Annotated in this window: 23 protein-coding genes; 13 read left to right on the top strand and 10 right to left on the bottom strand. The window is 72.9% G+C overall.

Features of this window, described 5'->3' with window-relative positions; all coding sequences use genetic code 11:
- Positions 1–156 precede the first annotated feature (156 nt).
- Positions 157–2,934 (top strand): pyruvate dehydrogenase (acetyl-transferring), homodimeric type, encoded by a 2,778-nt coding sequence (gene aceE, locus N912_RS0110445; RefSeq protein ID WP_211261204.1) that lies wholly within the window; start codon positions 157–159, stop codon positions 2,932–2,934.
- Here the strand turns inward: aceE and N912_RS0110440 are convergent.
- Complete coding sequence (locus N912_RS0110440) at positions 2,931–3,737, bottom strand: alpha/beta fold hydrolase (protein ID WP_028922381.1); 807 nt, start codon at positions 3,735–3,737, stop codon at positions 2,931–2,933. The two genes, aceE and N912_RS0110440, sit on opposite strands and share 4 nt — an antisense overlap.
- 41 nt (positions 3,738–3,778) lie before the next feature.
- Between N912_RS0110440 and N912_RS65685 the strand changes: the two genes are divergently transcribed.
- Positions 3,779–4,426, top strand: coding sequence for a CGNR zinc finger domain-containing protein (locus N912_RS65685; RefSeq protein WP_028922380.1), 648 nt, complete (start codon positions 3,779–3,781; stop codon positions 4,424–4,426).
- Positions 4,427–4,433: 7 nt separating this feature from the next.
- Here the strand turns inward: N912_RS65685 and N912_RS0110430 are convergent, their stop codons facing one another.
- Positions 4,434–5,402, bottom strand: a complete 969-nt coding sequence (locus N912_RS0110430) for a quinone oxidoreductase family protein (RefSeq protein WP_028922379.1) — start codon at positions 5,400–5,402, stop codon at positions 4,434–4,436.
- A gap of 97 nt (positions 5,403–5,499) precedes the next feature.
- Here N912_RS0110430 and N912_RS0110425 point away from each other — a divergent pair, with 97 nt between their 5' ends.
- The 8 genes from N912_RS0110425 to N912_RS0110390 all read left to right on the top strand — a co-directional run bounded on the left by N912_RS0110425 (position 5,500) and on the right by N912_RS0110390 (position 12,974).
- Complete coding sequence (locus tag N912_RS0110425; protein WP_037064138.1) at positions 5,500–6,000, top strand: MarR family winged helix-turn-helix transcriptional regulator; 501 nt, start codon at positions 5,500–5,502, stop codon at positions 5,998–6,000.
- A gap of 178 nt (positions 6,001–6,178) precedes the next feature.
- Positions 6,179–6,385, top strand: a complete 207-nt coding sequence (locus tag N912_RS0110420) for a cold-shock protein (protein ID WP_028922377.1) — start codon at positions 6,179–6,181, stop codon at positions 6,383–6,385.
- Positions 6,386–6,560: 175 nt separating this feature from the next.
- Positions 6,561–7,865 (top strand): PucR family transcriptional regulator, encoded by a 1,305-nt coding sequence (locus N912_RS0110415; RefSeq protein ID WP_028922376.1) that lies wholly within the window; start codon positions 6,561–6,563, stop codon positions 7,863–7,865.
- A 151-nt stretch (positions 7,866–8,016) separates the two neighbouring features.
- Positions 8,017–8,976 (top strand): ACP S-malonyltransferase, encoded by a 960-nt coding sequence (locus N912_RS0110410; protein WP_028922375.1) that lies wholly within the window; start codon positions 8,017–8,019, stop codon positions 8,974–8,976.
- Positions 8,973–9,971, top strand: a complete 999-nt coding sequence (locus N912_RS0110405) for a beta-ketoacyl-ACP synthase III (protein WP_037064136.1) — start codon at positions 8,973–8,975, stop codon at positions 9,969–9,971. Before N912_RS0110410 ends, N912_RS0110405 begins: the two co-directional genes overlap by 4 nt.
- 50 nt (positions 9,972–10,021) lie before the next feature.
- Positions 10,022–10,261, top strand: coding sequence for an acyl carrier protein (locus tag N912_RS0110400; protein ID WP_028922373.1), 240 nt, complete (start codon positions 10,022–10,024; stop codon positions 10,259–10,261).
- The gene (locus N912_RS0110395) at positions 10,258–11,484 is read left to right on the top strand and encodes a beta-ketoacyl-[acyl-carrier-protein] synthase family protein (RefSeq protein ID WP_028922372.1); all 1,227 of its coding nucleotides are present in this window, start codon (positions 10,258–10,260) and stop codon (positions 11,482–11,484) included. The genes N912_RS0110400 and N912_RS0110395 overlap by 4 nt, the downstream gene beginning before the upstream one ends.
- Positions 11,485–11,522: 38 nt before the next feature.
- Positions 11,523–12,974: an acyl-CoA carboxylase subunit beta gene (locus N912_RS0110390; protein ID WP_028922371.1), complete on the top strand. Its 1,452-nt coding sequence runs from the start codon at positions 11,523–11,525 to the stop codon at positions 12,972–12,974.
- 50 nt (positions 12,975–13,024) lie between these two features.
- On the opposite strand, the gene N912_RS60140 is transcribed toward N912_RS0110390, so the two are convergent.
- Both N912_RS60140 and N912_RS0110380 read right to left on the bottom strand, forming a co-directional pair.
- Entirely contained in the window at positions 13,025–13,582 is a 558-nt protein-coding gene (locus N912_RS60140) for a hypothetical protein (RefSeq protein ID WP_156993383.1), read from the bottom strand.
- Between the two features lie 59 nt (positions 13,583–13,641).
- Positions 13,642–14,124 (bottom strand): DUF3145 domain-containing protein, encoded by a 483-nt coding sequence (locus N912_RS0110380; protein WP_028922370.1) that lies wholly within the window; start codon positions 14,122–14,124, stop codon positions 13,642–13,644.
- A 231-nt stretch (positions 14,125–14,355) separates the two neighbouring features.
- Between N912_RS0110380 and N912_RS0110375 the strand changes: the two genes are divergently transcribed.
- On the top strand, positions 14,356–16,494 hold the full coding sequence (locus tag N912_RS0110375; protein ID WP_028922369.1) for an acyl-CoA dehydrogenase family protein: 2,139 nt from the start codon (positions 14,356–14,358) through the stop codon (positions 16,492–16,494).
- A 5-nt stretch (positions 16,495–16,499) separates the two neighbouring features.
- Here the strand turns inward: N912_RS0110375 and N912_RS0110370 are convergent, their stop codons facing one another.
- Both N912_RS0110370 and N912_RS0110365 read right to left on the bottom strand, forming a co-directional pair.
- Positions 16,500–17,510, bottom strand: coding sequence for an alanine racemase (locus N912_RS0110370; protein ID WP_037064132.1), 1,011 nt, complete (start codon positions 17,508–17,510; stop codon positions 16,500–16,502).
- Entirely contained in the window at positions 17,510–18,799 is a 1,290-nt protein-coding gene (locus tag N912_RS0110365; protein ID WP_028922367.1) for a D-arabinono-1,4-lactone oxidase, read from the bottom strand. Before N912_RS0110365 ends, N912_RS0110370 begins: the two co-directional genes overlap by 1 nt.
- 265 nt (positions 18,800–19,064) lie before the next feature.
- On the opposite strand from N912_RS0110365, the gene N912_RS0110360 reads away from it, so the two are divergent.
- Positions 19,065–20,609 (top strand): HNH endonuclease signature motif containing protein, encoded by a 1,545-nt coding sequence (locus tag N912_RS0110360; RefSeq protein WP_028922366.1) that lies wholly within the window; start codon positions 19,065–19,067, stop codon positions 20,607–20,609.
- A 16-nt stretch (positions 20,610–20,625) separates the two neighbouring features.
- On the opposite strand, the gene N912_RS0110355 is transcribed toward N912_RS0110360, so the two are convergent.
- Together N912_RS0110355 and argS are read right to left on the bottom strand one after the other, a co-directional pair.
- On the bottom strand, positions 20,626–21,393 hold the full coding sequence (locus N912_RS0110355) for an RluA family pseudouridine synthase (protein ID WP_028922365.1): 768 nt from the start codon (positions 21,391–21,393) through the stop codon (positions 20,626–20,628).
- Positions 21,390–23,165, bottom strand: coding sequence for an arginine--tRNA ligase (gene argS / locus N912_RS0110350; protein WP_245645241.1), 1,776 nt, complete (start codon positions 23,163–23,165; stop codon positions 21,390–21,392). Before argS ends, N912_RS0110355 begins: the two co-directional genes overlap by 4 nt.
- 130 nt (positions 23,166–23,295) lie before the next feature.
- Here argS and N912_RS0110345 point away from each other — a divergent pair, with 130 nt between their 5' ends.
- The gene (locus N912_RS0110345) at positions 23,296–23,700 is read left to right on the top strand and encodes a VOC family protein (RefSeq protein ID WP_037064127.1); all 405 of its coding nucleotides are present in this window, start codon (positions 23,296–23,298) and stop codon (positions 23,698–23,700) included.
- Positions 23,701–23,705: 5 nt separating this feature from the next.
- On the opposite strand, the gene N912_RS0110340 is transcribed toward N912_RS0110345, so the two are convergent.
- Positions 23,706–24,953 (bottom strand): CoA transferase, encoded by a 1,248-nt coding sequence (locus tag N912_RS0110340; protein WP_245645240.1) that lies wholly within the window; start codon positions 24,951–24,953, stop codon positions 23,706–23,708.
- A gap of 14 nt (positions 24,954–24,967) precedes the next feature.
- Complete coding sequence (locus N912_RS0110335) at positions 24,968–25,888, bottom strand: extracellular catalytic domain type 1 short-chain-length polyhydroxyalkanoate depolymerase (RefSeq protein WP_028922361.1); 921 nt, start codon at positions 25,886–25,888, stop codon at positions 24,968–24,970.
- Positions 25,889–25,900 lie beyond the last annotated feature (12 nt).

Below are 25,900 nucleotides of genomic sequence, written 5' to 3'. Positions count from 1 at the left end.
TCGCCCGCCCTCACCGCAACCGGACGCACCGAGTTGTTCCAACCGTTCGGCGCAGGGTCCGCTGCACGCTCCGGGCGGGAGGAGGCACGATGGTAGGTACCGAGACAATTCAGCAACGGTCCAGACAGTCTGGAAGTAGAACTCAGGGAGACCCCCGTGACCGGCCAGAACGCCCAGGGCAGAGTCCACGTCATCCGCGATGGCCTCGCGGCGTACCTACCGGACGTCGACCCCGACGAGACGCAGGAGTGGCTCGAGTCCTTCGACGGGATGCTTGACGCCGCCGGCCAGCAGCGCGCCCGCTATCTGATGCTGCGGCTGCTGCAGCGCGCCCGTGAGCGCAACGTCGGGGTGCCGGCGTTGACCAGCACCGACTACGTCAACACCATCCCCACCGAGCGGGAGCCCTGGTTCCCCGGCGACGAGGAGACCGAGCGCGCCTACCGGCGGTGGATCCGGTGGAACGCGGCGATGATGGTGCACCGCGCCCAGCGGCCGGGGGTCGGCGTGGGCGGTCACATCTCCACCTACGCGTCCTCGGCGACGCTGTACGAGGTCGGCTTCAACCACTTCTTCCGGGGGCGCGACCACGCCGGCGGCGGCGACCAGGTGTACTTCCAGGGGCACGCCTCGCCCGGCATCTACGCCCGCGCGTTCCTGGAGGGCAGGCTGTCCGCCGACCAGCTCGACGGGTTCCGCCAGGAGCTCTCGCACGGCGGCGCCGGGCACGGGCTGCCCTCGTACCCGCACCCCCGGCTGATGCCGACGTTCTGGGAGTTCCCCACGGTGTCCATGGGCCTGGGCCCGATGAACGCCATCATGCAGGCCAGGTTCAACCGGTACCTGCACGCGCGCGGCATCAAGGACACCTCCCAGCAGCACGTCTGGGCGTTCCTCGGCGACGGCGAGATGGACGAGCCGGAGTCGCGCGGGCTGATCCACGTGGCGGCCACCGAGGGCCTGGACAACCTCACCTTCGTGATCAACTGCAACCTGCAGCGGCTGGACGGCCCGGTCCGGGGCAACGGCAAGATCATCCAGGAGCTGGAGGCCTACTTCCGGGGCGCCGGCTGGAACGTGATCAAGGTGATCTGGGGCCGGGAGTGGGACGCGCTGCTGCACGCCGACCGGGACGGCGCGCTGATCAACCTGATGAACGTCACCCCGGACGGCGACTACCAGACCTACAAGGCCAACGACGGCGGCTACGTCCGGGACCACTTCTTCGGCCGTGACCCGCGCACCAAGGCGCTGGTCGCCGACATGTCCGACCAGGCGATCTGGAACCTCAAGCGCGGCGGCCACGACTACCGCAAGGTGCACGCCGCCTACGCCGCGGCCATGGAGCACCACGGCCAGCCGACGGTCATCCTGGCCAAGACGATCAAGGGCTACGGCCTCGGCTCGCACTTCGAGGGCCGCAACGCCACCCACCAGATGAAGAAGCTGACCCTGGAGGACCTCAAGGGCTTCCGGGACACCCAGCGCATCCCGATCTCCGACGAGGAGCTGGAGCGCGACCCGTACCTGCCGCCGTACTACCACCCCGGCAACGAGTCGCCGGAGCTGCAGTACATGCTGGAGCGGCGGCGGCTGCTCGGCGGCGCGGTCCCGGAGCGGCGCGGCGGCGCGTCCAAGCCGCTGGTGCTGCCCGGTGACAAGGTCTACGAGGTGGTCAAGCGCGGCAGCGGCAAGCAGGAGGTGGCCACCACGATGGCCTTCGTCCGGCTGCTGCGCGACCTGGTCAAGGACAAGGAGATCGGCCCCCGGTTCGTGCCGATCATCCCGGACGAGGCGCGCACGTTCGGGATGGACTCGATGTTCCCGACGCAGAAGATCTACAACCCGCACGGCCAGCGCTACACCTCGGTGGACGCCGAGCTGATGCTGGCCTACCGGGAGAGCGAGCAGGGCCAGCTGCTCCACGAGGGCATCAACGAGGCCGGCTCGGTCGGCTCGTTCACCGCGGCCGGCACCTCGTACGCCACCCACGGCGAGCCGATGATCCCGCTGTACATCTTCTACTCGATGTTCGGCTTCCAGCGCACCGGAGACGGGATCTGGGCGGCGTCGGACCAGATGTCGCGCGGGTTCCTGCTCGGCGCCACCGCCGGGCGGACCACGCTGACCGGCGAGGGCCTGCAGCACAACGACGGCCACTCGCTGCTGCTGGCGGCGACCAACCCGGCGGTGCTGGCCTACGACCCGGCGTTCTCGTTCGAGATCGGCCACATCGTGCGCGACGCGCTGGCCCGGATGTACGGGGACGACGAGGCCCGCGCCGGGCGGGACCCGAACGTGTTCTACTACCTGACGCTCTACAACGAGCCGTACGTCCAGCCCGCCGAGCCCGAGGGCGTCGACGTGGACGGGCTGCTGCGCGGCATGTACCGCTACCGCCCGGCGCCGCAGCGCCACGAGCACCGGGTGCAGCTGCTGGCGTCCGGGGTGGCGCTGCCGTGGGCGCTGCGCGCGCAGGAGCTGCTCTCCGAGCACTGGTCGGTGGCCGCGGACGTCTGGTCGGTGACGTCCTGGGGCGAGCTGCGCCGCGACGGCGTGGAGTGCGAGCAGCACAACCTGCGCCACCCGGACGCCGAGCCGAAGGTGCCCTACGTGCGGCGCGCGCTGGCCGACACGCACGGTCCGCTGGTCGCGGTCTCGGACTGGATGCGGGCGGTGCCGGACCTGATCCGCCCGTGGGTCCCCGGGGACTTCCACGCGCTGGGCACCGACGGGTTCGGACTGTCCGACACCCGCCCGGCGGCCCGGCGGCACTTCACGGTGGACGCCGAGTCGATCACCGTGCAGGCGCTGGCCGCCCTGGTCGAGCGCGGCGAGCTGGACCGCTCGGTGCTCGTCTCGGCCGCCGGCAAGTACCGCATCGACGACCCACGGGCCGCGGGGCCGCAGACGTCCGACCCCGGGGTCGCCTAGCGGACGGCCTCCAGCACGGTGGCCACGATGGCCTCCGGCGCGTCCTCCTGCACGAGGTGGCTCGCGTTCGGCACCACGCGCAGGTTCGCCCCGGGGATGCGGTCGGCCAGCTCGCGGCCGCGTTCGAGCGGGATCCACTCGTCCTCGGCGCCCCAGAGGAGGGTGACGGGGCAGCGGACCTTGCCGTAGAGGTGGCCGACCTCGTCGATGTAGCGGTCGTCCATCTGCGCGATCTGGCGGTAGAACGCGGGCTGGCCGCGCTCGCCCAGCCACGGCTCGGTGTAGAGGCGCATCTCGTCGTCGGACAGCGTGCGGTGCACGGCGCCGGCGATGTAGGCGCGCAGCAGCGCGTCGTGGATGTACGCCGGCAGGCCCGCGAACGCCTGCTCGTGCAGCTTGGTGGCCTGTACGAACGGTGACCCGTCCGGGCCGATCGCGACCGGGTCGATCAGCGTGAGCGAGCGGTAGTCGCGGCCGTTGAGCAGGTGGGCGCGCAGCGCGGTCGCCCCGCCGTAGTCGTGCGCGACCACGTCCGGGCGGTCCAGGCCCCAGTGGTCGAGCAGCGCGCCGAGCACGAGGTTCTGCACGCCGAGGGAGACGTCGCCCTCGCGCTGCTCCGAGCGGCCGTACCCGAGCAGGTCGTAGTAGTACACCCGGCGGTGCCCGGCCAGGTACGGCGCGATCCGCCGCCAGACCACCGAGGAGAACGGCGTGCCGTGCACGAGCACCAGCGGCTCGCCGTCTCCGATCACGCCGTACCGAACGCGCTGGCCTTCGTAGTCGAAGCTCTCCGGCAGGTCCATGTCTAACCTCTTTCTCACGAAGTCTGGTTAGATACGGTGCCATGGTCGGAACGACAGGTCAACCGGACGACTGGCCGCCGATCTCGTTCGTCGGGGGCCATCCGAGCCTGGACTTCCTGAACACGGCCGGCGGGCGCACCAAGGCGCGCGACGTGGAGCGGTTGGAACGTTTCACCGATGCGATCGGGTGGGCGCGCGCGGCCGGTGTGCTCGACGCCGCCGAGGCCGGCGAGCTGGCGACACTGGCGGACGCGGACCCGGCCTCGGCGGCGGCCGCCGTGGCGGACCTGCACGCCCAGCGCGAGGCGCTGCACGCGTTCCTGCTCGCCTCGATCGACGGCTCGGTGGACGGCTCACCGGCGCCGGCCGAGGCGCGCGCCCGCGTCGAGTCCGACCTCATCTCCGGTTACCGCGCGGCGCGGCTCTCGGACAGACTGGACGACGACGCCGGGGCCTGGCTGGTGAGCGCGGCCGAGCAGGGCCTGGGCCTCATCGGCCGGCGGCTCGCGCTGGCCACCGGCGCACTGCTCGCCGGCCCCGACCGGGGCCACATCCGCGTCTGCCACCGCTGCTCGTGGCTGTTCCTGGACCCGTCGCCGAGCAAACGCCGCCGGTGGTGCTCGATGGCCGTCTGCGGCAACCGCACCAAGGCCGGGCGCCACTACCAGCGCCGATCGACGCCCGACTGAGCCCGGTCTACGGCGTCACCAGCACCCGGCCGAGCACGGCGCGCTCGTCGAAGAGCCGGTGCACCTCGGAGATCTCGTCGAGCGGGTACCTGCCGAACAGGGTGGTGCGCAGCCGCCCGGCCCGGACGTGGCCGGCCAGCTCTGTCATCTCCGCGCGCGCCCGCCGCGGACGGGCCGAGCGCCAGGCCAGCAGCGAGAACCCGGCCACCTGCTTCAACGCGGCCAGCGCCAGGAACGGCACCTGGGCCAGCTCGCCGCCGGCGGCGCCGTAGAGCACCGAACGCCCGAACGGAGCGAGCAGCTCGACGCTGCGCAGGCTGACCTCACCGCCCGCCGAGTCGGCGACCACGTCGACACCGGAAGGAGCGGCGGCCCTGACCCGGTCCGGCCAGTCCTCCCGGGTGTAGTCGACGACGACGTCGGCGCCGTGCGCGGCCGCGAACTCCAGCTTCGCCGCGCTGCTCGCGGTCGCGATGACCGTCCCGGCGCCGAGCAGCTTGGCCAACTGCACGGCGAGGTGACCGATGCCGCCGGCGCCGGCGTGCACCAGCACCGTCTCCCCCGGTTCGAGCCGGGCGGTACGCAGCACCCGCAGCGCGACCGGCGCGGCCATCGGCAGCACGCTGGCCTCGGCGGCGCCCAGCCCGTCCGGCACCGGCGCCAGCCAGTCCGCGCCGGCCAGCGCGTACTCGGCGACCGCGGGGTCGGCCAGCGCGGCCACCCTGCTCCCGACCAGCCCGGGGTCCACCCCGTCGCCCACCGCCTCGACGGTGCCCACCACGTCGCCGGTGAGCTCCCCGGGCAGCGGCCGGGAGAACGGCCCGCCCGCACCCCGCCGGAACAGCGCGTCCACGTAGTTGGCCCCGATCGCCTCCGCCCGCAGCAGCACCTGACCCGCCGACGGGTCGGGCACCTCGGCGTCTTCCAGCCGCAGCACCTCCGGACCGCCGTGCTCGTAGTACCGCACCCGCCGCATGCCGTTCTCCCCTCTATCGTTGGCACCACCAACGTTGGCAGGACCAACGTTAACCCGAAGTCGTTGGTGCCGCCAACGAAGGGGATACCGTGAGCGCATGGACGCCGACGCGTGCCGGGTGAACGGCCCGGCCCCGCACCGGCTCAGCGGCACGGTGGCGTGGCTGCTCGGGCGGGCGTCGCTGCGCGCGCACCAGGCGATCCAGGAGCGGCTGGCCGACCACGGCATCCGCAAGTGGCACTACGCGGTGCTGGCCACCCTCGCCGAGTTCGGCCCGTCCACCCAGGCCCAGATCGGGCGCCGGCTGAGCGTGGACCGCAGCGACATGGTGGCCATCCTGAACGACCTCGAACGCGACGACTATGTCCGGCGCGCGCCCGACCCGTCCGACCGGCGCCGCAACATCGTCACCATGACCCCGGTCGGGCGCGACGCCCTGCACAGGTTCGACGAGGTCGTCATCCGTACGGACCACGAGCTGCTGGGCTCGCTCACCCCGGACGAGCGCACCCACCTCACCCGACTGCTCGAACGGCTGGTCATTGCGCCGGACACGCCGTCCGATGGCCGGAAAAAAGATGGAAACCCGAAAATCTGATCACTCCACCTGGCGACGCCCCTCCCCCATTTGGGCCAGGCGCGGTAGTCTGCCGCCGTTGCTCTTCTCGCCGGGGGTTTTCTTCGGCTGGAACAGCATCCCAACCCGCGTGAGGAATGCTGCGGGTCGGCGCGATACCGGGGCGAGCGCCCGGAATATCAGTACGAGGAGAGCAAGAATGGCAGAGGGCACCGTCAAGTGGTTCAACAGCGAGAAGGGCTACGGCTTCCTCGCTCCCGACGGTGGTGGCGCGGACGTGTTCGTGCACTACTCCTCCATCCAGAGCAGCGGCTACCGCACGCTGGATGAGGGGCAGCGCGTCTCGTTCGACGTCGAGCAGGGCCAGAAAGGCCCCCAGGCAACCAAGGTCACGCCGCTCGGCTGACCCACGTTCGTTCTCCCGAGTCGGGCCGGCGGCCCGTGCTCGGTCCTAGCGCAAGCCTGACCACACTTCGCGATCGCGGGCGGGCGGATCACCGTGCGCCAACCGGTCGGATGAGGTCGGTGCTCGCGTCAAGGTGCGTCGCGAGTCGGCGCGGCTCCATGTCATGCTGCCCGCTATGACAACGGAGCACTCCGTCTCCGAGCCCACGGGCGTGTCCGCGCGCACCCTGCGCCGCCTGGAGCAGGCTTCCGGCGGCCTGGCCACCACCAGCGTCGCGGTCATGGCGGAACGGTTCTCCTGGTTCAAGCGGCTGTCCGCCGACCAGCGAGCCGGCGTCCTGTTGGTCACCCAGACCGGCGTGTCCAACTTCGTCGCCTGGCTCGGCGAGCCCACCCAAACCATACGGCTCACCGCGGAAGGCTTCCGCAACGCACCCCGGGACCTGGCGCGGCGGGTCAGCCTTCGGCAGACGGTCGAGATGGTACGGGTGGCCATCGAGGTGTTCGAACACCGGCTCCCGCTGCTGGCCGTCGACGACCGCGAGCGCCAGCTTCTGACCGAGGCCATCCTGCGGTTCGGCCGGGAGATCGCGTTCGCTGCCGCGACCGTGTACGCCAGCGCCGCGGAGTCCCGGGGGGCGTGGGACGCCCGGCTGGAGGCCCTGGTGGTCGACGGCGTGGTCCGGGGCGAGGTGGACGACGCGCTGGTGTCCCGCTCGTCGGCGCTGGGCTGGGACGCCAAGCGACCGGTCACCGTGCTGGTCGGCAGCCCGCCGCCGGAGAACAAGCCGGAGAGCCAGCCCGAGCCGCTGGCCGCCATGCGCCGCACCGCGACCCGGCTCGGCCGCTCGGTCCTGCTGGGCGTGCAGGGCGCACGGCTGGTGGTGCTGCTCTCCGGCGCGCTGTCCGAGCCGGGCCCGGACAAGCCGGCCACCAAGGCCGCCACCTCGGCAACCTCGGCAACCGCGGCCGCCAAGGACGCCGCGAACGGCCGGGCCAGGCGTGGGCCGGCCGAGCGGATGGCCGAGGCGTTCGGCCCCGGGCCGGTGGTGATCGGGCCGACCGCGCCCACCCTGGCCGCCGCGCACCTGAGCGCCAGGGACGCGCTGCAGGGGCTGCGCGCGGTGGCCGGCTGGCCGGACGCCCCCCGCCCGGTGCGGTCCGGCGACCTGCTCCCGGAGCGCGCGCTGGCCGGCGACCCGTCGGCCCGCGCGGAGCTGATCAGCGACGTGTGCGAGCCGCTCGCCTCGGCCGGCGGGGAGCTGCGCCGCACGCTGGCCGCCTACCTCGACGGCGGCGGCGCGCTGGAGTCCTGCGCCAGGGCGCTGTTCGTGCACGCCAACACCGTGCGCTACCGACTACGCAGGGTGAGCGAAGTCACCGGCCTCGACCCGACCAGGCCGAGGGACGCGCTGGTGCTGCGGATCGCGCTGATCGTGGGCCGGCTGAACGCCGAGGAGGAGCAGCGACACTCGGGCTGAGCTGCGGAGATACCTGTTCGACCCTACAAATTCACTTCCAGATTACGCATGCGTATCCATACAGATTTGGAGGAAACCTCCAAAGCATGACAGCGGAGTTCGTATGCGTCGGCATCCCCAACCGGGGCTGTAACCGTGTTTGCTGTGCCAAGTGATAGCCCTCCTCGCCCCCGGACAGGGGTCCCAGTCACCCGGGATGCTCGATCCCTGGCTCGCCGGCCCGAGGGCCGAGCGGGTCGACGCCCGAGCCACCCTGGCGCGCTGGTCCGACGCCACCGGCCTCGACCTGGTCCGGCTCGGCACCACCGCGAGCGCCGACGAGATCAAGGACACCTCGGTCACCCAGCCGCTGCTCGTGGCGGCCGCGCTGCTGTCCTACCAGCAGCTCGCCGCCGCGCTGGACGACGCCGCGCTCCCCGCTGACGCCCCCACCGCCGGGCACTCCGTTGGCGAGCTGGCCGCCGCCGCCATCGCGGGCTCGCTGGGCGCCGACGCCGCCGTCGAGCTGGCCGCCGTGCGCGGCCGGGAGATGGCCGCCGCCTGCGCGCTGGAGAACACCGGGATGAGCGCCCTGCTCGGCGGGCGCCCCGAGCAGGTGCTGGACCGGCTGGCCGAGCTCGGGCTGGACCCGGCCAACCGCAACGGCGCCGGCCAGGTGGTCGCCGCCGGTCCGGTCGACGCGCTGGAGCGGCTGGCCGCCGAGCCGCCCGAGCGGGCCAGGGTGATCCCGCTGTCGGTGGCCGGCGCGTTCCACACCCGGTTCATGGCGCCGGCCGAGGAGGCGCTGCGCGGCCACGCCGACAAACTGGACTTCGCCGACCCGACGCGGCCGCTGCTGTCCAACGCGGACGGCACCGAGGTGACCGAGGGCGCCGAGCTGCGCAAGCGGCTGGTCGCCCAGGTGACCCTGCCGGTCCGCTGGGACCTGTGCATGGCGCGGCTGCGCGAGCTGGGGGTGACCGCCGTGGTCGAGCTCGCCCCCGGTGGCACGCTGGCCGGGCTGGTCAAGCGCGAGCTCAAGGGCACCAAGACGGTCGCGCTGAAGACACCGGAGGACCTGGACGCGGCCGTCGAGCTGGTATCCGGGCACGTTGCGGGGAGGGCCTCATGAGCGCACGACTGAAACTGGCACCGGCCGCCGCCGGGGCGCGCATCCTCGGGCTGGGCAGCTCCCAGCCGGAGCGGATCGTCACCAACGACGAGCTGGCCGAGCGGGTGGACACCAGCGACGAGTGGATCAGGGAGCGGGTCGGCATCGTCAGCCGGCGCATCGCGGCCCCGGAGACGCCGCTGGTCGAGATGGCCGCCGACGCCGGCTCCAAGGCGGTGGCCGACGCCGGGCTGAGCCCGTCCGACGTGGACACCGTGGTGGTGGCGACCTGCACCATGCCCAACCCGATCCCGAACGCGGCCGCCCAGGTCGGGCACCGGATCGGCATCAGCGCGCCAGGGGCGTTCGACCTGAACGCGGCGTGCGCGGGCTTCTGCTACGGCATGGGCACCGCCGCCGACCAGATCCGGGCCGGCTCGGCGCGCAACGTGCTGGTCATCGGCGCCGAGAAGCTGTCCCACTGGATCGACTGGGACGACCGCTCGACCTGCATCATCTTCGCCGACGGGGCCGGCGCCGCCGTGCTCGGGCCGGCGCAGGCCGAGGACGAGGTCGGCGTCGGCCCGCTGGTGTGGGGCAGCGCGGGCGACATGCACGAGGTGATCCGGATCCTGGACGGTCCCGGCGAGAGCAACGCCATCCACCAGGAGGGCCAGACCGTGTTCCGGTGGGCCACCACGCAGATCGCGCCGATCGCGGTGCGCGCCGTCGAGGCGGCCGGGCTGACCCTGGCGGACATCGACGTGTTCGTGCCGCACCAGGCCAACCTGCGGATCATCGACGCGGTGGCCCGGCGGTTGCGCAAGGCCGGCGCCAGGGAGGATATGCGCATCGCCCAGGACATCGTGCACTCCGGAAACACATCCTCGGCGTCGATCCCGCTGGCCATCGACCACATGCGCGCGGCCGGCGAGATCTCCAGGGGCGACGTCATGCTGCTGGTCGGGTTCGGCGCCGGGCTGAGCTACGCCGGCCAGGTCGTCATCTGCCCCTGATCGTTCCGTTCTCAACAAAGAAGATCAACCAAACCGAAAGGGACAACCACGTGAGCAACGAAGAGATCCTCGCCGGCCTCGCCGAGATCGTCGAAGAGATCGCCGGCGTGGAAGCCGAAGAGGTGACCTCCGAGAAGTCCTTCGTCGACGACCTGGACATCGACTCGCTGTCCATGGTGGAGATCGCGGTGCAGGCCGAGGACAAGTTCGGCGTGAAGATCCCCGACGACCAGCTCGCCGAGCTGAAGACGGTCAGCGACGCGGTCAACTACATCGCGGCGAACAAATGACCGCAGACGTCGTCGTCACCGGGCTCGGCGCCACCACCCCGCTCGGCGGGGACGTGGCGTCGACCTGGGAGGCGTTGCTGGCCGGCCGGTCCGGGGTGTCCCGGATCGAGGCCGACTGGGTCGAGCGCCACGACCTGCCGGTGCGGATCGCCGCACAGCTCGCGGTGGACCCGTCCGAGGTGCTCAAGCGGGTCGAGGCGCGGCGGATGGACCGCTGCGAGCAGGTCGCGATCATCGCCGCCCGGGAGGCGTGGCAGCACGCCGGCACGCCGGAGGTTGAGCCCGAGCGGCTGGCCGTGGTGGTCGGCACCGGGATCGGCGGCGCCGTCACCCTGCTCACCCAGGACGACCTGCTGGAGAACGAGGGCGTCCGCAAGGTCAGCCCGCTGACCATCCCGATGCTCATGCCCAACGGGCCGGCCGCCTGGGTCGGCCTCGAGCTCGGCGCCAAGGCCGGCGTGCACGCCCCCACCTCGGCGTGCGCGTCCAGCGCCGAGGCACTGGCCTGGGCGTGGCGGATGCTGCGCGCGGGCGAGGTGGACGTGGTGGTCGCCGGTGGCGCGGAGGCGTGCATCACCGGGATCCCGCTGGCCGGGTTCTCCCAGATGCGGGCCATGTGCATCTCGCACAACGACAACCCGGAGGGCGCGTCCCGACCGTTCGACGCCGGCCGCGACGGGTTCGTGCTCGGCGAGGGCGCCGGCATCATGGTGCTGGAGCGGGCGGAGTTCGCCGCCGCGCGAGGTGCCACCGTGCACGGGCGGCTGGCCGGCATCGGCATCACCTCCGACGCCTACCACATCACCGCCCCGGACCCGGAGGGCATCGGCCAGGCCAGGGCGATGACGGCGGCCATCCGCACCGCCGGGCTGGACCCCGCCGACATCGGGCACATCAACTGCCACGCCACGTCCACCCCGGTGGGCGACGTGGCCGAGGCGGTCTCGGTGCGCAAGGCGATCGGCGACCACCCGATCCTGACCGCGCCGAAGTCCACCCTCGGGCACCTGCTCGGCGGCGCCGGCGCGGTGGAGGGCATCGCCACCCTGCTGTCCATCCGGGACGGCGTGATCCCGCCGACGGCGAACCTGGAGAACCTCGACCCGGGCGTCCAGCTCGACGTGGTGACCGGGGAGGCACGCAAGGTCGAGCTGACCGCCGCACTCAACGACTCGTTCGGCTTCGGAGGCCACAACGTCGCTCTCGCCTTCGCCGCCGCGTAGTGGCCCTTGATCACCTGTCTTCCCGGAGGAGCTCGCAGATGACCGCGCTGGCCACCGATCCGACCGTCTCCCAGGACACCCGCCCGCCGGATCCCAGGGATCCCGAGGTCCGGCTGGCGGCGCTGTTCGACGAGGGCACCCTGGTTCCGATGCACCCGCGCGACCCGAGCGGGGTGCTCGCGGCGCACGGGCGCATCGACGGCGCCAAGGTGGTGGCCTACTGCTCGGATGCCACCAAGATGGGCGGCGCCATGGGCGCGGAGGGCTGCCGGCACATGGTGGAGGCGATCGACGCCGCCGTGCGGCTGCGCTGCCCGGTGATCGCCCTGTGGCACTCCGGCGGCGCCCGCCTCGCCGAGGGCGTGGAGGCGCTGGACGCGGTCGGTCAGGTGTTCGCGGCGATGGTCCGCGCCTCCGGACGGATCCCGCAGATCTCGGTGGTGCTCGGGCCGGCGGCCGGCGGCGCGGCGTACGGGCCGGCGCTGACCGACCTGGTGGTGATGGCGCCGGAGGGCCGGGTGTTCGTCACCGGCCCGGACGTGGTGCGCAGCGTGACCGGCGAGGACATCGACATGGAGGCCCTCGGCGGTCCCAGCGCGCACGGCAAGCGCTCCGGCGTGGTGCACGTGGTGGCCGACTCGGAGGCCGACGCGCTCTACCGCACCCGGCGGGTGGTCAGCATGCTGGCCCGGCCGGGGATCTTCGACGTCCGCTCGCTGGGCGAGCCGACCGACCTGCGCGCGCTGCTGCCCGAGCAGAAGAAGCGGGCCTACGACGTGCGGCCGCTGATCCGGGCGGTGCTGGACGACGACCCCAATGATCCCGTCGGCGCCGCCTTCGAGGAACTTCAGCCGCGGTGGGCGCCGAACATGGTGATCGGGCTCGGCCGCCTCGGCGGGCGCACCGTGGGGCTGCTGGCCAACAACCCGCTGCGGATGGGCGGCTGCCTGGACTCGCACTCGGCGGAGAAGGCGGCCCGGTTCGTCCGCATGTGCGACGCGTTCGGGGTGCCGCTGCTGGTGCTGGTGGACGTGCCCGGCTACCTGCCCGGTGTCGGGCAGGAGTGGGACGGCGTGGTGCGCCGGGGGGCGAAGCTGCTGCACGCGTTCGCCGAGGCGGTGGTCCCCCGGGTCACGCTGGTCACCCGCAAGTCGTTCGGCGGGGCGTACATCGCGCTGAACTCCCGCGCGCTGGGCGCGACGCGGGTGTTCGCCTGGCCGGATGCCGAGGTCGCGGTGATGGGCGCGAAGGCGGCCGTGGGCATCCTGCACCGCCGCAAGCTGGCCGCCGCCGCGTCCGAGGAGGAGCGCGAGGCGCTGCACGACCAGCTCGCGGAGGAGCACGAGCGGATCGCCGGCGGGGTGAACCGCGCGCTCGCCATCGGCGCCGTGGACGAGGTCATCACGCCCGCCGACACCCGCCGCAGGCTCGTCGAAGCGCTCGCCGAGGCCCCCGCCGGCCGAGGCTCGCACGGAAACATCCCGCTCTGACCCCGTGAGTGGCTAGGGCCGTCATAGCGGCCCTAGCCACTCACGGGTTGTCAGCAGGCGCCGCGCAGGAGGACGCTGCCCGGCTTGCCCATGTCGATCACGGGCGGGTTGCCGACCAACGGGAACGCCGCGCGCCAGCAGATCCGGGCGGCCTTGAGGCCGTCGGGGCCGTCCTCCGGTCGTTGCACGCTGACGTAGGACACCAGCGCGACCAGCTTGCCGGGGCCGAACTCGTCGATGCGGCTGACCCGGATGGTGCCGTCGGTGGTGCTGGCGTAGCCCTGCCGCCAGGTGCTCTCCGGCTGTTGGCTGACCAGCGCCGGGGTCACGGTGGACGCCCAGGCCTGGTAGTTCTTGGTGTTGATCGCGTCGAAGTACCGGGTGAGGACGTCCTGCACGATCGGTGCGGACGGGTGCGCCCAGGCGTCGGTGCTGACCTCCAGCGCGGTCGGGCCGGCGCCCTGGACGGGCTGGGCGCGCGGCGCGGCCATCGGCACGTTGCGCATCTGCGCCAGCCGCAGCCCGGCCACGCCGAACATGGCACCCAACGCCACCACGAGCACGATGACGAGGGTCACCGCCCACCGTCGGTCCCCGTTTCTGGCCACGGCTCGAAGCTTGACACATCGTGCGCCGAACGGGTTACCCGACCTGTTATGTCACACGGTCAGCCCACCTGGTGCAGGACCGTGACGGGAGCGCCGTCGCCGGCGCAGCGGAACGGCTCCAGGTCCTCGTCCCAGGCCGTACCCAGCAGCTCGTGCATCCGCCCGCGCATCTGCCCGCGCGCCGACATGATCGACCGCAGCTGGTCCTCGCCGACCATGATGTCGCCGTTCGCGCTGGTCCGCCCGCGCCACAGGCCAAGGTTCGGGACGTGGCAGAACCGCTGTCCGTCGACGCCCTCGCTGGGCTCCTCGGTGACCTCGAAGCGGACCACCGGCCAGGCCCGCAGGGCGGCCGCGATCGCGCCGGAGCCACCGGCCGGGCCGCGCCAGGAGCACTCGGCGCGCAGCGTCCCCGGTGCGGCCGGCTGCGGGCTCCAGCGCAGCGCGATCTGTGTTCCGAGCACGCCTGATATCGCCCACTCGACATGCGGGCAAACCGCAGTGGGCGACGAGTGGACGTAGATCACTCCACGTGTACTCACTGCTGACCTCCGCTGTCGACGAGGAACGTCTTCCCCAACGGCCTCGGGTCGGCATCGGATGATCGGCAGTCGCGGCTGCAGTCTGCCCGAGCGCGCGCCGAGGCGCCAGCCGCGACACGCGCGCCGGGCGTGTCGGGCTCGTCTCAGTTCCCGTGTCGCCGCTCGTCGCGGACTCCACGCCTGGGGTTACTCTCAGTAGGTAGGCGGCTCACGCCTGACCGAGGAGCACCGATGGCCATGACGACCGACGGGGTGGCCGAGCTGGCCCTGACCGACGAGCACCGCGAGCTGGCCAAGGTGGCGCGCGCCTTCCTGGCCGACCGAGGGGCGCTGGCCGCCGGCCGTGCGCTGCTGGACGCCGAGGCCGAGGCGCCGCCCGCGTTCTGGCCGGAGCTGTGCGCGTTGGGGTGGCCGGGGCTGCACGTGCCGGAGGAGTACGGCGGTGAGGGGTACGGGCTGCCCGAGCTGGCAGTGGTGCTCGCCGAGCTGGGGCGCGCGGTGGCGCCCGGTCCGTTCCTGCCCACGGTGCTGGCCGCCGCGGTGCTCGCCGAGGCCGGCCCGCCGGAGCTGTGCGCCACGCTGCTGCCGGACCTGGCCGGTGGGGTCCGGACCGCCGCGGTCGGGCTGACATCCCCCGACGCCGACCCCGAGCGTGGCTGGCTGGTGCTGGGCGGCGGGCTGGCCGACGTGCTGTTGCTGCCCGAGGGCGCGGACCTGCTCGTCCTGGAGTGCGCCCATGCCGAGGTCGGCGCGGTGGCCGGGATCGACCCGACCCGGCGGGTGGCGGAGGTGCGGCGGGCGGACGTTCCGGCGCTGGGACGCATCGCAGGCGGGCGGGCCGTCGCGCTTCGGCTGGCCCGGGTGCTGGCCTCGGCGGAGGCGGCCGGGGTGGCGGCGGCCTGCCTGGACGCGGCGGTCGGTTACGTGGCGAGGCGCGAGCAGTTCGGGCGGCCGGTCGGGGCGTTCCAGGCGGTCAAGCACCACTGCGCGGACATGCTGGTGGACACCGAGCTCGCGGTGGCCGCCGCCTGGGACGCGGCGCGCGCCGGCACCGGGCCGGAGGCCGAGCTCGCCGCCGCCGTGGCCGCCGCGCGTGCGCTGCCGGCGGCGGTGCGCGCGGCCGAGCGGAACATCCAGCTGCACGGCGGCATCGGCTGCACCTGGGAGCACGACGCGCACCTGTACCTGCGGCGGGCGCTGGCGTTGAGCACGGTGCTCGACGCCGCCGCCCCGGCCGGCGAGGACGTGCTGCGGCTGGTCGCCGAAGGGGTGCGCAGGCGTCCCACGCTCGACCTGCCCACCGAGGCGGACGACCACCGTGCCCGGGTCCGCGAGGTGGCCACCCGGGTCGCGGCGTTGCCCCGGCCGGAGCAGCGGGCGGAGCTGGTCTCGTCCGGTTACCTGGTGCCGCACTGGCCGGCGCCGTGGGGGCGGGACGCGGACGCGGTCGAGCAGCTGGTCATCGAGGAGGAGCTGGCCGCGGCCGGCGTCGCGGTGCCCGGCCTGGCGATCACGGGCTGGGTGGCGCTGACCATCGCCCAGCACGGCACGCCCGAGCAGGCCGAGCGCTGGATCGGCGACGCGCTGGCCGGGCGTAGCCACTGGTGCCAGTTGTTCAGCGAGCCCGGCGCCGGCTCGGACGCGGCCGCGATCACCACCCGGGCGGTGCGGGACGAAGGGGGGTGGCGGGTCAACGGGCAGAAGGTGTGGACGTCCGGCGCGCGGTTCTGCCGGTACGGCTTCGCCACCGTGCGCACCGACTCGTCGGGCCCGAAGCACGCCGGCATCACGATGGTGGCCATCGACCTGTCCGCGCCGGGGGTGACCGTCCGCCCGCTGCGCGAGCTGACCGGGGCCTCGCTGTTCAACGAGGTGTTCTTCGACGACGTGTTCGTGCCGGACGACGACGTGGTGGGGCCGGTCGGGCAGGGCTGGACGGTGGCCAGGGCCACGCTGGGCAACGAGCGGGTGTCGCTGGGCGGGGGTGACGGGCTGATCGGCATGACCGCGCCGGACCTGGTGCCGACCGTGCTGGCGCATCCCCGGCGCGCACGCTTCGAACCGGAGCTGGCCGAGCTGCTCGCCGAGCACCAAGCCAAGCGCCTGCTCGGGGTGCGCCAGGCCGCCCGGGCGGTGACCGGCGCCGGGCCTGGCCCGGAGGGCAACCTGGCCAAGCTGCTCTCCGCCGAGCACGACCAGCGGGTGGCCGACCTGGCGCGCCGGCTGGCCGGCACCGACACGCTGGTCGGGCGGGCGCCGACGGCCGCCTGGGCGTACCTGTGGTCGCGCTGCCTGACCATCGCCGGCGGCACCTCGGAGATCGTCCGCAACCAGATCGCCGAGCGCATCCTCGGCCTGCCCCGGGGCTAGCCTGGCTACCAGCCGCGCAGGTCGACCGGCCAGCGTTCCAGCACCCGCTCGCTGTCCACCAGGTAGAGCGCCTCGTGCATCGCGACCGTCGGGTCGACGTGCGCGGGCAGCACCCGCACCCGGTCGCCGACCCGCACCGAGCCTGGGGCGTCCGGAGCGAACGTGACGTGCTCGTCCGAGCAGTACCACACCGCCGCGCCCGGGATCGTGGGGTTGCCGTGGTCCATCCCGAGCGCCTTGAGGCCGACGTCCGCGACCGCCCACCCCTGGTCGCCGCCGGTCACCGAGATCACCGTGCCGAGCAGCGACAGCGCCTGGGCGAACGGTAGCCCGAGCGTGCCGTAGGCGGTGTCCATCAGCGCGTACGAGCCGGCCTGGATCTCGGTGGCCCAGGTGTTCAGCGCGTGCGTGCCGGTGCCGCCGGCCGTGACCAGCTCGCCGCCGACGTCCGCGTGCGCGGCCAGCAGGAGCTTCATCGCGTCCTCGGTCAGCCGCGCGCGTTCTTCGACCGGCTGGACCATCATCAGGTGGCCTTCGTAGCCCATCACGCCGCGCACGTCCAGGCCGCGCTCCCGGGCCAGCCGGGCCAGCGCGCCGGCCCGCTCCGGCGCGCAGCCACACCGGGGCAGCCCGACGTTGACGTCGATGACCACCTCGCGCACCCCGCCCTCGGCGGCCGCCGCGACCGTCGCCACCGAGTCCACCGCGAGCGTGACCCGCGCCCCGTCCGCGACCAGCGCGCCCACCCGGCGGGTGTCCAGGACCTCGTTGGCCAGCAGCAGGTCGCCGCCGAGCCCGGCCGCGACCATGCCCTCCACCTCGCGCACGGTGGCGCAGGTGAACCCCCGGTGACCGGCCGCGCGCTGCCGCTTCGCCAGCTCGGTGCACTTGTGCGCCTTGACGTGCGGTCGCAGCCGCTCGCCGGGCAGCGCCGCGGCCATCGTGGCCAGGTTCTCCTCCAGCGCCCGCGCCTCGACCAGCGCCGCCGGGGTGACCAGCTCGTCCACCGTGTGCATCAGGCCGGCCCCAGCACGCGGTCCAGGTACTCGTTGGCGAACACGCCGTCCGGGTCGAGCCGTTGTCGCACCGCGCGGAACTCGTCGAACGCGGGGTAGCGCCCACGCAGCTCGTCGGCACCGAGGCCGTGCATCTTTCCCCAGTGCGGCCTGCCGTCCAGCGTGCTCATCACTGCCTCCACCTCGTCGAAGTACCGCCGGTACGGCTGCCCGGCGGCCATGTGCACGGCCAGGTACGCCGAGTCCCGCCCGCTGGCCATGGACAGCGGGATGTCGTCGGCCGCGCCGAACCGCACCTCCACCGGGAACGTCACCCTCATCCCCGTCAGCTCAGTTACCCGCCGGATGCCGGCGATCGCGTCCCCGACCGCCGCCCTCGGCACCGCATACTCCATCTCCATGAACCGCACCCGGCGCGGCGAGCAGAACACACGGTATGACCGGTCGGTGTACTCCCGCGCGCTCAAGGCCCGCCCGGTGAGGTCGTTGATGGCCGGTACCAGCCTCGGCGCGGCCTTGCCGAGGCGGCAGGTCAGCCAGAACGCGCCGTTGCTGAGCAGCTCGTCGTCCACCAGCCGACGGAGCCTCCCGAGGGGGCGTCCCGGCTCGGCTCGGTTGTTGCGCTTGGTCAGCGTCCGGTCGGTGTGCGGGAACCAGTAGAACTCGAAGTGCTCGTTGGTGTGCGCCAACTCGTCCAGGTCGGTGAGAACCTGGTCGAGCGGCATCGGGCCTTCCTGGGCGTGCAGGGTGAACGCCGGTTCCACGGCGAGCGTGACCGATGTGATCACTCCGAGGGCGCCTAGGCCGACCCGCGCGGCCTGGAACAGCTCGGGCTTGCTCTGCGCGCTGATACGCAACACCGAGCCGCCGGCGGTCACCAGCTCCAGCCCGCGCACCTGGGTGGCCAGGGCGCCGAACGCCGCTCCGGTGCCGTGCGTGCCGGTCGAGATCGCACCGGCGAGGGTCTGGCTGTCGATGTCTCCCAGGTTGCTCATCGCCAGCCCGCCGGCGTCGAGCAGTTCGTTGAGTTGGCGCAATGGGGTGCCGCTCTGGACTGTGACCAGTCCTCTGTCGGTGTCCACCGCTTGGAGGCCGGTCATCCGGCGCAGGTCTACCTGGATGCCGTCGGTGATGCCGATGCCGCTGAAGGAGTGGCCGGATCCGATCGGCTTGACCCGTTGTCCGGCCGTTCTCACCAGGTCCGCGAGTTGGGTGGCGTCCGAGGGGGTTCGTACCTCCGCCGGTGTGGCGCGCTGGTTGCCGGCCCAGTTGCGCCACGTCGTTGTCACCGTGGGGAGAGTAGTTGGTTCGTGCTCATGCGTGCCGTCATGTGTTTCGTTCGAAAATCGCTGGCGCGATTTCCGACGACCTGAATTCGTAGGTTGCTTGTGTGCCGTCCCCCAGCGGCGGCTGGGCGCGTTGGGTGGGGTTGGTTCCGTCTGTGGACGGGACCGCGGCCGGGTGATCACGCTGGGTCTGGATTCCCTGGGCACTCTGGTCGTGGTCGCGGTGGTCGTTCCGGAATTGTCGGTGCCTGGCGCTAGCGTCTTGGGTATGGCAAACGGGCAGGTCACGATGGGGTTGGCGGAGCTTTCGCCGGGCCCTGAGCTGGCCGCTGCCCTGGATGGGATCGACCTCTCCCGCGTACCGAACGGCGAGCTTCTCACCATGTTGGGTGCCTGTGCGCGCCAGCTCGCTCGGGCGGACGCCCAGTTCCTTGCCATCGTGGCCGAGATCGGGCGCGCCGATCCCGCGGCCGGGCTGGACGAGGTTGCGCGCCTGCCCGAACCCGCGCGGTACGGGGCCGACGAGACGCGCGCCGCGCTGGCCCTGACCCGCCGGGCGGCCGAGGTCGAGCACGAGTTCGCCGAGGTGTTGGTGCATCGGCTGCCGCTGGTGTTCGCGGCGCTGGATACCGGAGAGATCATGCGGGCGAAGGCGCGCGCGTTCGCCGATCATCTTGCCGATCTTCCCGTCGGGCAGGTCGACAGGATCTGCCGGGCGCTGCTGCCCAAGGCTCCCCGGCTGACCAGCGGCCAGCTGCGCGCGCGGCTGGCGCGGATGGTGATCGCCGCAGACCCGGACCGTGCCCGTGACCAGTACGAGAAGGCGGTTGCCGAGCGCGCGGTGATCGGTTACCTGAACACTGACGGGACGGCGGTCATCAGCGCGGAGGGCCTGCCGCCCGACCAGGCCGCTTCGGCCTGCGAGCGCATCGACCGGCTGGCCCGGGCCGCCAAACGCGCCGGTCACCGGGGGCGGCTCGGCCAGATTCGGGCGGATGTCTTCGTCGGGTTGCTCGACGGGCGCTTCGACGGGCTCACCCGCGTGCAGATCATTGCTCATCTGCTGCGCGGCGATGCGGAGCGTGAACCGGTGAGCCCGGCGACCAGGATCGAGATCCGGGTCGAGCTGGGCACCCTGCTCGGCCGTGACGAGCACCCGGGTGAGATTCCCGGCTGGGGTCCCGTTCTCGCCGACGTTGCCCGGCGGACGGTCGCGCGGCAGCGGCGTTCGGAATGGCGCTACGCCATCACCGACGCGGACGGCCACCTGGTCCGCGGCGGCATCACGCGACGGCGTCCGCGCGGCGCCCGCAACGACGGCGACGGCGGGGTCGTCGAGCTGCACATCCCGGCCGCGCTCCTCGCCGAGCTGGCCGGGCATCCCGAGCGCGCCGGCGACTGGGCGGCCGTGGTCGCCGACATCGCCCGCCAGTACGCCAGGCCGCAAACCGGGCGCGGCGCGAACCACCGGCGGCGGTTCCCTACCGCCTCGCAGCGCCGGCACGTCCAGATGCGCGACCGCACCTGCCGGGGACCCGGTTGCCGGTGCTCGGCGGCCAGGTCCCAGTTCGATCACACCTACGACTACCGGTACGGCGGGCCGACCACCGAGGCCAACGGGGACCCGCTGTGCGGCCATGATCATGACCTGAAGACGAAAGGAGGCTGGCGACTGCGCCAACCCAGACCGGGAACCTTCCTCTGGACCAGCCCGCTGGGCGGGATCTACCGCAGCCGGGGCGACCCGGTCGTTCTCCCGCTCCCCGAGCCTGGGGAGGACGTGGAGAACGAGCGGGACGAACCGCCGTTCTGAACCCGGCGGCGGTGCCTCACGGCCGGCGCAGCACCTCGGCGCGCCCGTCGACGGGCAGTTCCGGGGTGATGGGCGCCCAGAACTGCTCGTCGGGGGCGGCGGTGACGTGGATGCGGGCGCCGGCGGCGTCGTCGAAGGCGAGCTGCCAGGCGTGCAGGGAGGTGCGCTGGTCGGGGGCGTGGGAGTCGTCGGGGAACAGCGGGTCGCCGGCGATGGGGTGGCCGATCCAGGCCAGGTGCACGCGGATCTGGTGGCGGCGGCCGGTGCTGGGGCTGACCACCAGCAGGGTGTGCGCGGCGCCGTGCCAGGCGCGGGTGAAGGTGGTCAGGGACGGGAAGGCGCGCGGGCGGATCGAGGGGGGCGGCACGCTCCAGCGGGCGGCGTCGGGGTGGTAGGTGATGTCGTCGCGGGGGGCGGCGATACGGACCCGGTTCTTGCGGCCCACGGACAGCGGCAGGTCGATGGTGCCGGCCGGGGGCAGGCCGGTGGAGCGGGTGATCGCCAGGTACGTCTTGTCCACGGTGCGCAGGGTGAACTGGCGGGTCAGCGGGCCGTGCGCGGCGGTGGTCTTGGCCAGCAGGACCACGCCGGAGGTGACCTTGTCGATGCGGTGCACCGGGATCAGCTTCTCGCCGGCGTCGGCGGCGATGCGGACCAGGTCGGTCTCGTGCCGCTCGCCGGCCACCGAGACGCCGGCGGGCTTGTCCAGCACCAGGTACTCGTCGGTCTCGGCCAGCGTCCGTTCGGCACGCAGGGTGGGCCAGTCGAGCGCCTCTCCGATCACATGCGTTCGGGGGTCTCGATGCCCAGCAGTCGCAGGCCCTCGGCCAGGGTGGCGCCGGTGAGCTGGCACAGCGCCACCCGGTTGGCTCGGACCTGCTCGGGTTCGGCGGTCAGCACCGGGCAGGACTCGTAGAACTCGGTGAACGCCTTGGCCAGGGAGAACAGGTAGCCGCAGAGGCGGTGCGGTTCGAGCGTGTCGGCGACCTCGGTCAGGATGGGCGCGAACTGGTCGGTGAGCAGGGCCAGCGCGCGCTCGGCGGGCTCCATCGGGGCGTCGGCGGACACCGTCGCGGGGGTGTCGCCGGCGTCATCGGGCAGCTTGCGCAGGATGGAGCGGATGCGGGTGTGCGCGTACTGCAGGTACACCCCGGTGTTGCCGTTAAAGGAGACCATCCGCTCGGGGTCGAACGTGTAGTCCTTGGTGCGGGAGGTGGACAGCTCGGCGTACTTGACCGCGCCGATGCCGGCCTGGCGGGCGACGGTGGCCAGCTCGTCGGGGTTCAGGGTGTGCGGCTTGGTCTCGATCTCGGCGCGGGCCTTGGCCACCGCCTCCTCGAGCAGGTCGAGCATCCGCACGCTGGCACCGGCGCGGGTCTTGAACGGCCGCCCGCCGGGGCCGAGGACGCTGCCGAACGAGACGTGCACGGCCTCCACGTCGTCGGTGAGCCAGCCCATCCGGCGGGCCGTGTCGAAGATCATCCGGAAGTGCAGCGTCTGCGGGGCGCCGACGACGTAGAGGATCCGGGTGGCCTTCAGCTCCTGGATCCGGTAGCGGATGGTGGCCAGGTCGGTGGTGCCGTAGCCGTAGCCGCCGTCGCTCTTGCGCACGATCAGCGGCACCGGGTTGCCGTCCGGGCCGGTGATGCCGTCGAAGAACACGCACAGCGCGCCGTCGCTGTCCACCGCAACGCCGGCCCGTTCCAGCTCGGCGGTCACGTCGGCCAGGTACCTGTTGTAGCTGGACTCGCCGGCCGAGTCGGCCGGGGTCAGCTGGATGCCCAGGTAGTCGTAGACGGCCTGGAACGCCTTCTCCGACTCCTCCACGAGCTCGTGCCACAGCGCCAGCGTCGGCTCGTCACCGGCCTGCAGCGCCACCACCCGGCGGCGGGCCCGCTCGGCGAACTCGGGCTCGGCGTCGAACCGGGCGCGGGCCAGCTTGTACAGCCCGTCCAGCGCGGACGTGGTGCCGGAGGCGCCCTCCTCCAGGTCGCGGGCACGCCACTTCGCCTCGGGGTGCTCGTCCAGGTACTGGATCAGCATGCCGAACTGGGTGCCCCAGTCGCCGAGGTGGTTCTGCCGGATCACCTCGGCGCCCACGTGCTCGAGCAGCCGGCCCAGCGCGTCCCCGATGGTGGTGGTGCGCAGGTGGCCGACGTGCATCTCCTTGGCGATGTTCGGCGCCGAGTAGTCGATCACCGTGCGCTGTCCCAGCCGGGGGGTGCCCACGCCGAGGCGCGCGTCGGCCAGCCGGGCCGCGACCTGCCGCCAGACCGCCCGGTCGGTGACCGTCAGGTTCAGGAACCCCGGGCCGGACAGCTCGACGCCGAGGCCGGCCTCCGGGTCCAGCGCGGCGGCGATCTCCTCGGCCAGCTCGCGCGGCTTGCGGCCGGCCTTCTTGGCCAGCGACAGCGCGGCGTTGGCCTGGAAGTCGGCGTGCTCGGATCGGCGCACCAGCGGGTCGGCCCCGGCGAGCTCGGCGGGCAGCGCTCGGCCCATCGCCTCGGCCACCGCGTCGGTCGTCGACTCCTCCAGCGAGCGCACGTCCCCTGCCACGCATCCCCTCCACGATCACTCGCGCTACCTCGGCGCCATTCGGACGCGAAACTACGCCCCGTAGTTTCCATGCTATCCCCGTGTCGCCGGTGCCTCGTGCGGACGGTGCGCTGGCCTAGGGTCGTCGGTCATGGAGGTGTTGAACAGCCGGGTGCTGCTGCGGCCGGTCGACCCGGAGCGCAGCCGGAGCTTCTACCGCGACCGGCTCGGCCTGGCGATCTACCGCGAGTTCGGCACCGGGCCCGAGCGCGGCACCGTGTTCTTCCTCGGCGGCGGGCTGCTGGAGCTCTCCGGTCGGGCCGACGACCCGGCCGCCGCCTCGACCACGGCCCATGTGACGGCACTGTGGCTGCAGGTGCGGGACCTGGCCGCCGCCCACCGCGAGCTGCTCGACCGGGGCGTCGAGGTGCTGCGCGAGCCCCGGCGCGAGCCGTGGGGGCTGGACGAGATGTGGATCGCCGACCCGGACGGCATCCGGATCGCGGTGGTGGAGATCCCGCCGGAGCACCCGATGCGCGGCCGCCCCGGGGTCTGACGGGCCTAGACGGCGGTGCGCTCGGCCGGAGCCGGCCCCACGACGCCGCGCTCGACCAGCTCGGCGAGCTCGGCGTCGGAGAACCCCAGGGTGGCGGCCAGGACCTCCTCGGTGTGCTCGCCCAGCACCGGTGCCCTGGCCACCGGGGCCCGCGCGCCGACCCCGAACGCCAGCGGGATGCCCGGCGCGAGGTGGCTGCCCACCCCGGGCTGGTCGATCACCTGGATCATCGGGTTGCTGGCGATCAGGTCGTCGGCCACCAGGTCGCTGAACGTGTTGTAGACCGACCAGAGCAGCGAGGTGCCGGCCAGCGCGGCCCGCACCTCGGCCAGGTCGTGGCGAGCGAACCAGCGGTTGAGCAGCCCGGCCAGCACCTCGCGGTACTCGAACCTGTCGTCCTCGGTGCTGAAGTCCGCGCCCAGGCTCCGCTCCAGTGCGCCGACCACCTCCGCCAGGCCGGTGGCGTCGAGCAGGTCGGCCCAGTGCCGCCTGGTCAGCGCGCAGACCATGACCCGGCCGCCGTCGCGGGTGGCGAAGTCGCGGGCGAAGCCGCCGTAGAGGTAGTTCCCGAGGCGCTTGCGCACCACCCGGTTCACCTGCGCCTCGGCCAGGAAGCCCAGGTTGCCGGCCATGGCCAGTGCCACGTCGTAGAGCGCCACGCTCATCCGCTGGCCCTGGCCGGTGATCCGGCGGCGGCGGTCGGCGGAGAGAATCCCCAGCGACGCGTACAGGCCGCAGGCGATGTCCCAGGCGGGCAGCACGTGGTTGACCGGGTCGGCATGCCCCTCCGGCCCGGTGACCATCGGGAAGCCGACCGCGGCGTTGACCGTGTAGTCCACCGCCGGGGTGCCGTCGTGGTGGCCCTCGACCTGGACGTGCACCAGGTCCGGGCGGTGGCGTACCAGCTCGCCGTACTCCAGCCAGCGCCGGCCGACCGCGTTGGTCAGCACGATGCCGCCGTCCGGGCCGGACTCCGCCACCAGGCGGGTGACCAGCCGCTGGCCCTCCGCCGAGCGCAGGTCCACGGTGATCGACTTCTTGCCCTTGTTCAGCCCGGCCCAGTACAGGCTGGTGCCGGACGGCGCGAGCGGCCAGCGCGAGTGGTCGGGGGCGCCGCCCAGCGGGTCGACCCGGATCACCTCGGCGCCGAGCTGCGCCAGGGTCATCCCGCCCAGTGGCGCGGCCACGAACGAGGACACCTCGAGGACCCGCATGCCGGCAAGCGGCAGCTCGGTCGGTTGATCTCCGGTCACGTGGTCATTGTGGCTCAGCTGAGCACCGACGAGCGCAGGTTTGTCCACAGGAAGGTGGTCGCGTCCAGCGGGCCGGGCGGCTGGCGCAGCACCCGCTTGACGGCGTCCACCGGCTGCGAGCCCGGCCACACGTGGCCCATCCCGTTGACCACCACGAGCGTCAGCTTGTTCCCGCTGGCGCAGCTCCAGCTGTTGATCTGGACCGGCGGCTTCTCGGTGCGCTTGGGCGCGGGCGCGCAGCCGTCGGAGGCCACGAACGGGCCGATCGAGGTGGCCAGCGACGGGTAGTTGTAGTGCGACACGCTGCGCGGCCCCACCCCGCCGTTGATCGGCACGTTCCGGTCGGCGGTGCCGTGGATGGCCACCACCGTCATGGCCGGCGCCGGTTGGCAGGTGGCCACCAGCGCCCCGGCCACCGGCCCGATCCCGGCCAGGTCGTCGGGCCGCGCGCAGGCCCAGGCGTAGGTCATCATGGCGCCGTTGGACATGCCCACCGCGTACACCCGGTGCCGGTCGATCCCGTCCTGCTCGACCAGCGTCTCCACCAGCCGGTGCAGGAACGCCACGTCGTCGACGCCCTTGACGTGCGCGGGGCCGCAGCAGTTGCCGGCGTTCCAGGTCTTCCCGGAGCCCTGCGGATACACCACCTCGAAGCCGTCGCGGTCGGCCAGCGCGTCCCAGCCGAACGAGGTGCGGGTGTGCTCGGCAGTGCCGAACGCGCCGTGCAGCACCACCACCAGCGGGGCGTTGCGGGGCAGGTTGGTGGGCCGGTGCACCAGCGCCGTCCTCGGGCCGACCGGCGAGTCGAGCATGACCGTGCGGTTCACCACCGGGACCGGCTGTACCGGGGCGGCCGGCGGCGTGCCCGCGCAGGCCGCCAGGGCCATGGCGAGGACGGCCACCAGTCCGGCCCAGCGGACCGCAGCCATCCTCATGACTGAAGTGAT

This window comes from Actinospineispora acaciae DSM 45401 (assembly GCF_000620785.1).
In the GTDB taxonomy this organism is placed as follows: Bacteria; Actinomycetota; Actinomycetes; order Mycobacteriales; family Pseudonocardiaceae; genus Pseudonocardia; species Pseudonocardia acaciae.
The sequence above is the reverse complement of the archived record's forward strand: the minus strand, read 5'-3'. Positions and strand labels throughout refer to the sequence as shown.

Excerpts from the sequence above, each read along its gene's own strand:
- N912_RS0110440 (WP_028922381.1), bottom strand. The coding sequence starts at position 3,737 with ATGGACCTGCCGGAGAGCTTCGACTACGAAGGCCAGCGCGTTCGGTAC.
- N912_RS65685 (WP_028922380.1), top strand. The coding sequence starts at position 3,779 with ATGGTCGGAACGACAGGTCAACCGGACGACTGGCCGCCGATCTCGTTC.
- N912_RS0110430 (WP_028922379.1), bottom strand. The coding sequence starts at position 5,402 with ATGCGGCGGGTGCGGTACTACGAGCACGGCGGTCCGGAGGTGCTGCGG.
- N912_RS0110425 (WP_037064138.1), top strand. The coding sequence starts at position 5,500 with ATGGACGCCGACGCGTGCCGGGTGAACGGCCCGGCCCCGCACCGGCTC.
- N912_RS0110420 (WP_028922377.1), top strand. The coding sequence starts at position 6,179 with ATGGCAGAGGGCACCGTCAAGTGGTTCAACAGCGAGAAGGGCTACGGC.
- N912_RS0110415 (WP_028922376.1), top strand. The coding sequence starts at position 6,561 with ATGACAACGGAGCACTCCGTCTCCGAGCCCACGGGCGTGTCCGCGCGC.
- N912_RS0110405 (WP_037064136.1), top strand. The coding sequence starts at position 8,973 with ATGAGCGCACGACTGAAACTGGCACCGGCCGCCGCCGGGGCGCGCATC.
- N912_RS0110395 (WP_028922372.1), top strand. The coding sequence starts at position 10,258 with ATGACCGCAGACGTCGTCGTCACCGGGCTCGGCGCCACCACCCCGCTC.
- N912_RS0110390 (WP_028922371.1), top strand. The coding sequence starts at position 11,523 with ATGACCGCGCTGGCCACCGATCCGACCGTCTCCCAGGACACCCGCCCG.
- N912_RS0110375 (WP_028922369.1), top strand. The coding sequence starts at position 14,356 with ATGGCCATGACGACCGACGGGGTGGCCGAGCTGGCCCTGACCGACGAG.
- N912_RS0110370 (WP_037064132.1), bottom strand. The coding sequence starts at position 17,510 with ATGCACACGGTGGACGAGCTGGTCACCCCGGCGGCGCTGGTCGAGGCG.
- N912_RS0110360 (WP_028922366.1), top strand. The coding sequence starts at position 19,065 with ATGGCAAACGGGCAGGTCACGATGGGGTTGGCGGAGCTTTCGCCGGGC.
- N912_RS0110345 (WP_037064127.1), top strand. The coding sequence starts at position 23,296 with ATGGAGGTGTTGAACAGCCGGGTGCTGCTGCGGCCGGTCGACCCGGAG.
- N912_RS0110335 (WP_028922361.1), bottom strand. The coding sequence starts at position 25,888 with ATGAGGATGGCTGCGGTCCGCTGGGCCGGACTGGTGGCCGTCCTCGCC.